General features: G+C 66.9%; 10 protein-coding genes. 6 read left to right on the top strand and 4 right to left on the bottom strand.

Annotation, left to right across the window (positions count from 1 at the left end):
* Positions 1 to 91: 91 nt before the first annotated feature.
* Entirely contained in the window at positions 92 to 1,045 is a 954-nt protein-coding gene (locus VAE53_RS02460) for an ROK family protein (RefSeq protein WP_322817778.1), read from the bottom strand.
* 54 nt (positions 1,046 to 1,099) lie between these two features.
* Here VAE53_RS02460 and VAE53_RS02455 point away from each other — a divergent pair, with 54 nt between their 5' ends.
* Positions 1,100 to 1,540, top strand: coding sequence for a TIGR03668 family PPOX class F420-dependent oxidoreductase (locus VAE53_RS02455; RefSeq protein ID WP_322817777.1), 441 nt, complete (start codon positions 1,100 to 1,102; stop codon positions 1,538 to 1,540).
* A gap of 70 nt (positions 1,541 to 1,610) precedes the next feature.
* Positions 1,611 to 2,084: a glutathione peroxidase gene (locus VAE53_RS02450; protein WP_322817776.1), complete on the top strand. Its 474-nt coding sequence runs from the start codon at positions 1,611 to 1,613 to the stop codon at positions 2,082 to 2,084.
* Between the two features lie 9 nt (positions 2,085 to 2,093).
* Here VAE53_RS02450 and VAE53_RS02445 read toward each other — a convergent pair whose 3' ends face one another.
* On the bottom strand, positions 2,094 to 3,434 hold the full coding sequence (locus VAE53_RS02445; protein WP_322817775.1) for a GH1 family beta-glucosidase: 1,341 nt from the start codon (positions 3,432 to 3,434) through the stop codon (positions 2,094 to 2,096).
* A gap of 105 nt (positions 3,435 to 3,539) precedes the next feature.
* Between VAE53_RS02445 and VAE53_RS02440 the strand changes: the two genes are divergently transcribed.
* The 4 genes from VAE53_RS02440 (at position 3,540) to VAE53_RS02425 (ending at position 6,559) form a co-directional block, all read left to right on the top strand.
* Positions 3,540 to 4,028: a MaoC family dehydratase N-terminal domain-containing protein gene (locus VAE53_RS02440; RefSeq protein ID WP_322817774.1), complete on the top strand. Its 489-nt coding sequence runs from the start codon at positions 3,540 to 3,542 to the stop codon at positions 4,026 to 4,028.
* Positions 4,029 to 4,043: 15 nt separating this feature from the next.
* The gene (locus VAE53_RS02435; protein WP_322817773.1) at positions 4,044 to 4,463 is read left to right on the top strand and encodes a MaoC/PaaZ C-terminal domain-containing protein; all 420 of its coding nucleotides are present in this window, start codon (positions 4,044 to 4,046) and stop codon (positions 4,461 to 4,463) included.
* A gap of 51 nt (positions 4,464 to 4,514) precedes the next feature.
* Complete coding sequence (locus VAE53_RS02430) at positions 4,515 to 5,492, top strand: SDR family NAD(P)-dependent oxidoreductase (protein WP_322817772.1); 978 nt, start codon at positions 4,515 to 4,517, stop codon at positions 5,490 to 5,492.
* Positions 5,493 to 5,590: 98 nt separating this feature from the next.
* The gene (locus tag VAE53_RS02425) at positions 5,591 to 6,559 is read left to right on the top strand and encodes a GGDEF domain-containing response regulator (protein ID WP_322817771.1); all 969 of its coding nucleotides are present in this window, start codon (positions 5,591 to 5,593) and stop codon (positions 6,557 to 6,559) included.
* Here the strand turns inward: VAE53_RS02425 and VAE53_RS02420 are convergent.
* Complete coding sequence (locus tag VAE53_RS02420) at positions 6,548 to 7,447, bottom strand: NAD(P)-dependent oxidoreductase (RefSeq protein ID WP_322817770.1); 900 nt, start codon at positions 7,445 to 7,447, stop codon at positions 6,548 to 6,550. The genes VAE53_RS02425 and VAE53_RS02420 overlap by 12 nt on opposite strands.
* A gap of 56 nt (positions 7,448 to 7,503) precedes the next feature.
* A partial coding sequence (locus VAE53_RS02415) for a hypothetical protein (RefSeq protein WP_322817769.1) occupies positions 7,504 to 7,899 on the bottom strand: 396 nt, incomplete at its 5' end.

Raw genomic sequence — 7,899 nt, 5'->3', positions numbered from 1 at the left:
CCCAAGGGCAGGGGCACCCCCCGAACATCATCGACCAGCCCCCGCCGCCTGGCTCTCCCCCACCTCCCACTCACCAGCCCGCAACCCCGAATCAGCCCAGCTCTAGCCGCTCGAAAGCAACCGCCGCCGCCCCCAGCAAGCCCGTGTCCTCCCCCAGCTCCCCCACCCGCACCAGCGCGCTCCCCGCCGCACCGTAGGCCATCGAACGCATCGCCTCGCGCATCGGCCCCAAAAGCATCTCTCCCATCGCCAGCAACCCCCCCGAGAGCGTCACCGCATCCGGATTCAGCACATTCACCAAGCTCCCCAGCCCGAGCCCGAGAAAGTGCCCCCCATTCCGAATCTCCGCCTCGCTCGCACGGTCGCCTCGCCTCGCCGCCTCGAAAAGATGCACCCCCGTCGGCTCCTCGTACCCCACGATCTCCTTCAGCACCGCCGACTTCCCCTGCTCCAGCAACCGGCGCGCTCGCGCCGCGAATGCCACACCACTCACCAACGCCTCCAAACAACCCCGCGACCCACAAGCACAGCGCGGCCCCGAAGGGTCCACCACCATATGCCCGATCTCCCCCGCCAGCCCCTGCGCCCCCCGATACAGCCGCCGGTCGATAACCAAGCCGCCGCCAATGCCCGTCCCGAGCGTCGCATGCAACAAATGGCGCGTTCCCCGTCCCGCCCCATACCGAAACTCACCCAGCGCCGCCGCCGAAGCATCGTTCTCGATGAACGCCGGAATACCCAGCCGCTGCGCCACCGGCGTCGTCAACACCACATCACGAAACCCCGCAATGTTCGGCGCAAAAATCACCTTGCCCTCGTTCGCATTCACCAGCCCCGCCGTCGCGATGCAGGCCGCCTCCGGCCGCACCCCCGATGCCCCAACCACCTCCCCCAGCAGGTCCAACACCAGCCCCACCATCTCCCCCGCACTCGCCTGCGCCGGAGTCCGACGATCCGCCCGGTAGCCGACCGTCCCGTCCTCCGCGACCACCGCAGCCCGCAGGTGCGTCCCGCCAAAATCCGCAGCCACGACCCAGCGCGCCATCCCCGCCACTCTACCGCATCGCGCCCACACGCCCTACCGCGCTACCCTCGCCCCATGCAGCCGCCCACCCTCGGCCATCGCCAACGCGCCCTCCTCGCCGCCCAACCCGTCGCTCGCCTCGCGACCATCGGACCCGGCGGACAGCCCCACCTCGTCCCCGTCTGCTTTGCCCTCCTCGAAGAACCATCCGGCCCCGTCATCGCCATCCCCATCGACCAGAAACCCAAACGCACCACCTCCCTCGCCCGCCTCCGCAACCTCCGCCGCGACCCCCGCGCCACCCTCCTCGTCGACCACTACGAAGACGACTGGACACAGCTCGCTTGGGTTCGCCTCGACCTCCACGGAACCGTGCTCCCCGCCGGCAGGGAGTGGCCCAGCGCCCTCGTCGCACTCCGCACCCGCTACCCCCAATACCGCACCATGCAGCTCGAAGACCTCCCCCTCCTCCGCTTCACTGTCGACCGCATCGTCTCATGGTTCGCCCAGCCCTGATACCCGTCAGCACCCGTCGGCCTCCGCTCTGCTACGATCCCCGAAGGACCTTTCCCGCCCAGGAGAAACCGTGATATACCACCACACCCTGCAGCGCATCGACGGAACCCAAGAACCCCTCGAACAGTACCGCGGCCGCGTCCTCATGCTCGTCAACGTCGCCAGCAAATGCGGCCTCACCCCCCAATACACCGCCCTGCAGGCCCTCTACGAACGCTACCGCGACCGTGGCTTCGAAATCCTCGGCTTCCCCGCTAACGACTTCATGGGCCAAGAACCCGGCACCAACGAAGAAATCGCCCAGTTCTGCGACCTCAACTACGGCGTCACCTTCCCCCTCTTCGCCAAAATCTCCGTCAAAGGCGAAACCATCCATCCCCTCTACCGCACCCTCACCTCGCTCCCCGAACCCATCGGCGGCCAAGTCCTGTGGAACTTCCAGAAATACCTCGTCGACCGCGAAGGCAACGTCGTCGCTAAATTCGACCCCCGCACCCCGCCCGACGCCCCCGAGGTCGTCGAAACCATCGAAAAGCTGCTCTAGAAACCGCCCTCAGGCCTCCAGCCCGTTCCGCCGGATAATCTCCGCGTACATCTCCGCCGACCGCTTCGGAATCCGCGCCAGCGTCCCGTAATCCGTGTACACAATCCCGAATCGCTTGCTATAGCCGAACGCCCACTCGAAATTGTCCATCAGCGACCACTGATAGTAAGCCCGCACGTCGCACCCCTCCGCGATCGCCTCGTTCAGCCCCACCAAAAACCCCCGCAGCAACTCCTGCCGCGTCCGATCGTCCACGACCCCACTCGCATCCGGCTCCGTATTGTCACAGACACCATTCTCCGTAATGTAAATCCGCGGCCTCCCGTACTCCTTCGAAACCCACCGCACGAAAGCGCCCAGCGAGTGCGGAGCCGCCTCGTAGCCCATCGGCAAAAGCGGCAGCCGCGGCGGAGCCCCAGCGAACCCCACGCTATTGTTCGCAGGCTGAATCAACGCCCGCGAATAAAGATTCACGCCCAGAAAATCCGTCGGCGTCGCGATCACCGCCATATCCCCCGCCTCGATCGGGAACGGCACACCTCGCTCCGCAAAAAACTTCACCACCGAAGCCGGATACCCCCTCCCGAACACCGGCCCATGGAACAGCCGCGTATCGAAATCCCGCGCCAGCTCCACCGCCGCCGCCGTCTCCGGCGCATCGTCCGCCGGCTCGTAAAACGTATTCGCGTTCGTGATCCCGATCTCCCCCGCATACCCGCCCTCCCGGAACACCCGCACCGCCTTGCCGTGCGCCAGCAACGCGTGATGGACAGCGCGGCTGTACGCCCCGAGGTCCCGAATCCCCGGCGCCATCCGTCCAGAGCGGTATCCCTCGCCCGTGAACACGATCGGCTCGTTCAGCGTGATCCACCGCTTCACCCGATCGCCAAACCGATCGAACACCAGCTTCGCATACTCCGCAAAAGCATCCGTCACCGAACGGTTCGTCCATCCGCCAATATCCTGCAATGCCTGCGGCAAGTCCCAGTGGTAGAGCGTCACCGCAGGCTCGATACCGCGCTCCAGCAGCGCATCCACCAGCCGGTCATAGAACGCCAAACCCGCCTCGTTCACCGCGCCCCGGCCGAACGGCAGAATCCGAGCCCAGGCCAGCGAAAACCGATACGTCTGGATCCCCAAGCCCGCCATCAGCTCCACATCCTCGCGAAACCGGTGATAGTGGTCGCACGCCACATCACCCGTATCGCCCCCAAGGACCCGCCCCGGCTGCCGCACGAACGTGTCCCAAATCGTCACCCCACGGCCGTCCTCCTGCACCGCCCCCTCGATCTGGTACGCCGCCGTCGCCACGCCCCACTGAAACCCTTCCGGAAACGCATAGAACACCATGCCGCGGATTCTAGGCCGTCGGCGCATTGCATGGAACAACGTTTACGCCTCGCCCACGCTCGCGTATCGTTCCCCGCGCACAACCCCTCCAGCGGAGTTCGTCCCGTGACCCAAGAAAAGACGCCGCTCATCACCGATGAGATGCGCGCCTACATCGGAAAAGAGTCCGAACCCTACACCCTCGAAGTCGACAAAACCTCCATCCGCATGTTCGCCCGCGCCGTCGGCCACACCGACCCCATCTTCTACGACGAAGCAGCAGCCCGAGCCGCCGGATATCGCAGCCTCGTCGCCCCACCCGGCTACCTCGGAACACCCGTCTACAACCCAGCAGCCGGAGCCCGCCGCGGCGGATTCGGCATCGGCCCCCAACCCAGCCGCCCACTCCACCGCGTCCTCAACGGCGGCACAGAAATCGAATACTTCGACGACATCTGCGCCGGCGACGTCCTCACCGCCACCTCCCACGTCGCCGCCTACGAAGAGCGCGAAGGCAGCATCGGCCAGATGCTCATCACCACCACCAAAACCGTCTACAAAAACCAAGACGGAAAGATCGTCGCCATCATGACCGGCACCGCCATCCGATACTGACCAGAGGAGCCCACCATGCCCGCCACCTGGAACCAAATCACCGAAGGCATGAGCATCCCCGAACTCAAGAAAAACTGCTCCACCCAGCAACTCGTCCTCTGGGCAGCAGCCTCCGGCGACTTCTACCAAATCCACTACGACAAAGACTTCGCCAAAAACACCGGCCTCACCGACATCATCGTCCACGGCGCCCTCAAACACGCCTTCCTCGGCCAGCTCCTCCACGACTGGCTCGGCCACAACGGCAAAATCGTGCGCTTCGGCTGCAGCTACCGCGGCATGGATTACCCCAACCAGGACATCCTTTGCCGAGGCGTCGTCACCCGCAAATACGAACAAGACGGACAAAAACTCGTCGACCTCGAAATCTGGACCGAAAACCCCGAAGGCAAAAAAACCACCCCCGGCACCGCAACCGTCCTCATCCATAGCTAACGGCCCACAGCGAGCACCGCCACCCCCAAGCCACACAGGAGCACCGCACCCATGGCCAACCTCCTCGAGGGTAAAGTCATCGCCATGACCGGCGCCGGCCGCGGCATCGGCCGCGAATGCGCCCTCCTCGCCGCCTCCGAAGGCGCCCGCGTCGTCGTCAACGACCCCGGCGTCAACCCAGACGGCTCCGGACACGACGACGGACCCGCCGCCCAAGTCGTCGAAGAAATCCGCAAAATGGGCGGCCAGGCCGTCGCCAACTTCGCCGACGTCTCCACCATGGAAGGCGGCGAAAGCGTCATCCGCACTGCACTCGAAACCTGGGGCCGCCTCGATGGCCTCGTCAACCTCGCCGCCATCCTCCGCGACCGCATGATCTTCAACCTCACCGAAGAAGAATGGGACGACGTCATCCGCGTCGACCTCAAAGGCCACTTCACCACCATCAAGCCCGCATCCGTCCTCATGCGCCAGCAACGCTACGGCCGCATCGTCAACTTCAGCTCCGTCTCCGGGCTCCAGGGCAACTCAGGACAGGCCAACTACGGCGCCGCAAAAGCCGGCGTCGCCGGCCTCACCCGCGTCGTCGCCCGCGACCTCGGCCGCTACGGCGTCACCGTCAACTGCATCGCACCCGGCGCCACTACCCGCCTCACCGCCACAGTCCCCCAGTCCGCACGCGAACTCCGCGCCCAACGCGGCATCGCCGCCGCCGGCGGCCCCCCACAAGCCCCCGCCAACCCCGCCGCCCAAGAAGCCGCCACCATGCGCACCCCCGATATGGTCGCACCCATGACCATCTACCTCCTCCTCGACGAAGCTTGGAACATCAACGGCCGAATCTTCCAAGTCGCCGGCGGCCACATCGGCCTCCTCGCCGACCTCTATCCCCCCTTCCGCAACATCTACAAACACGGCAAATGGACCCTCGACGAGCTCCGCATGCTCGTCCCTAACCAGCTCATGGCCGGCATCCCAAACCCCGCGCCCCCCGCCAACGACATCCAAATCCCCGGCCGCGACCTCTAAGTCCACCCCCAACCACACCGCCAGGCCCGCCGCCAACCAAGCCGGCGGGCCTCATCTTCTGTCGAGTCGTGTCGATAGTCACATCAGGAACCAAACGCATGACGCCCGACACGGCATCCATGCCGGCAGCCCCACGCACCCTCCGCGTCCTCATCGCCGACGAGGACGTCGAACACGTGCGCATCGTCCGCGACATGCTCCAACCATCCCCCCGCTTCCTGCCCCACGCCGCCCGCAACGTCGCCGAAGCCGAACGCCTCGCCGCCGACGGCGCCTTCGACGTCGCCATCGTCGCCGCCCGGCTCTGGCTCGACCCCGGCTCCACACTCGTACGCACCCTCCGAGAAACCCGGCCCGACATCGCAGTCGTCCTCCTCCTCGATGGCCAGCCCGGATTCGAAGCCATCCCCTCCCTCAAACTCGGCGCCCACGATTTCCTCACCCTTGGCCAGTTCGACGCCACCCAGCTCGCCATCCGACTCATCTCCGCCGTCGAAGAAAATCGAACCCTCCGGCGCCGCGACACCATGGTCCGCTGGCTCGAACGCGAAGCCCGCACCGACCACCTCACCGGCCTCTACAACCGCCACGCCTTCGACGAACGCCTCCGCGAAACCTGCGCCAACCTCCGCGGCAGCCACCGACCAGTCACCCTCATCCTCGCCGACCTCGTCGGCACCCGCCTCGTCAACCAAGCCCACGGGCACGACGTCGGCGACGACATGCTCCGCCGCGCCGCCTCCCTCATCTCCCGCGCCATCCGCAGCGGCGACTTCGCCGCCCGCATCGGCGGCGACGACTTCGGAATCATCCTCCCCGACGCCGACCTCTCCGTCGGTCGACTCATCGCTCGGCGCATCGCCCAGGAAGCCGAGCGCCGCAACCTCGACGAGTGGGCCGACCTCGTCCCCGTCTCCCTCTCCTTCGGCGTCGCCACCGGCATCGATTGCACGAGCGACGACCTCTTCGCCGCCGCCGACCAGCAGCTCGCCGGCCGCCAACCCGGCGCGGCAGTCCTCTCCATCCTCCGCCGCGACGGCCAGCCCGAAGGCCCCTCAGTCGCCTGAACCAGGCCCGTCCCCAGCCAACAGCCCCAGCGCCTCCACGATCGCCTGCGTCCCCTCCCGCCCCCGGCCGCGCGCCTGCAGCATCTCGAACAACTGGCGCACCAGCGCCGAACCCGGCAGCGGCGTATGCGTCGCGTGCGCCTCCTCCAACACCAGCCCAAGATCCTTCTGCATCAGATCCACCATGAACCCCGGCGCAAAATCACCCGCCACCGCCCGCGGGCCCAGGTGCTGCAGCATCCACGAGCTCGCCGCCCCCGCCGAAACCACCTCCAGCATCCGCGCCGGGTCCACCCCCGACCGCCGACACAAACTGATCGCCTCCGCCATCGCCAACAAATTCAGGCCGCCGGCCACCTGATTGCACAGCTTCACCACCTGCCCAGCACCCGGTGGCCCCACGTGCACGATCGTCTTCCCGATCGCCCGCAACACCGGCAGCGCCCGTTCGAACGTCTCCCGCTCTCCCCCCACCATCACCGCCAGCGTCCCCGCCCGCGCACCGACGTCCCCGCCCGAAACCGGCGCATCCAGCGCCGCCACACCCCGCGCCGCCAGCGCCGCATGCAGCCTCCGCGCCATAGCCGGAGCCACCGTCGAACAATCGACATAAATACTCCCCGGCCGCGCCCCCTCCACCACACCCCCCGGCCCCAACACCACCGCCTCCACATCCGCCGAAGCAGTCACACACGTGAACGTCACATCCGAGGCCGCCGCCACCTCAGCCGGCGAGCCCGCAACCCTCGCCCCCAACGCCGCCAGCGGCTCCGCCTTCGCCGCCGTCCGGTTCCATACCGTCAACACGTAGCCCGCTTTCAGCAAATTCCCCGCCATCGGCCCGCCCATAATCCCCAGCCCGATGAACCCCACCCTCTCGATCGCCATCGTGCACCTCCGACCCAGTATTCGCGTCCATTCTCACCGCCGCCCCAACAGTCCGCTCAGCCCAGCGGCGCATCCCACGGCAGCACCGACCTCCCGGGCAGCATCACCGGCTTCACCACCCCATCCGCAACCACCACAAGAATGTCGAATCCCGCGTACAGCGAAGGGTCCATCCCCCGCAGCGCCCATGAAAGCTTCTCGTCCTGCGCATACGTCGCCGGCCCGAGGACCACCAGCGCCCGGGCATCCGCCACACCGTTCCGCACCTCCTGCCCAGCCTTCAAAAGCCGGCGGAGATTCCGTCGCAGCGCCGCGCTCCACTCATCGTTCTCTGGCGCCGGCGTGCCCAGCACACACGAGCCCCCACTCCCCAGCTCGTTCGCCGTCCAGCAGTCCCGCGCCGGTACCACCACCGTATCGTCCACCTCCGGCTGCTGCGACGCCATCACGAT

The organism is Tepidiforma sp. (assembly GCF_034432735.1).
GTDB lineage: Bacteria > Chloroflexota > Dehalococcoidia > Tepidiformales > Tepidiformaceae > Tepidiforma.
Note: the sequence above shows the minus strand (reverse complement) of the source record. Positions and strands in the feature narration are given on the sequence as shown.

Coding starts and splice junctions, on each gene's coding strand:
- VAE53_RS02445 (WP_322817775.1), bottom strand. CDS start 3,434: ATGGTGTTCTATGCGTTTCCGGAAGGGTTTCAGTGGGGCGTGGCGACG.
- VAE53_RS02460 (WP_322817778.1), bottom strand. CDS start 1,045: ATGGCGCGCTGGGTCGTGGCTGCGGATTTTGGCGGGACGCACCTGCGG.
- VAE53_RS02430 (WP_322817772.1), top strand. CDS start 4,515: ATGGCCAACCTCCTCGAGGGTAAAGTCATCGCCATGACCGGCGCCGGC.
- VAE53_RS02425 (WP_322817771.1), top strand. CDS start 5,591: ATGACGCCCGACACGGCATCCATGCCGGCAGCCCCACGCACCCTCCGC.
- VAE53_RS02455 (WP_322817777.1), top strand. CDS start 1,100: ATGCAGCCGCCCACCCTCGGCCATCGCCAACGCGCCCTCCTCGCCGCC.
- VAE53_RS02435 (WP_322817773.1), top strand. CDS start 4,044: ATGCCCGCCACCTGGAACCAAATCACCGAAGGCATGAGCATCCCCGAA.
- VAE53_RS02420 (WP_322817770.1), bottom strand. CDS start 7,447: ATGGCGATCGAGAGGGTGGGGTTCATCGGGCTGGGGATTATGGGCGGG.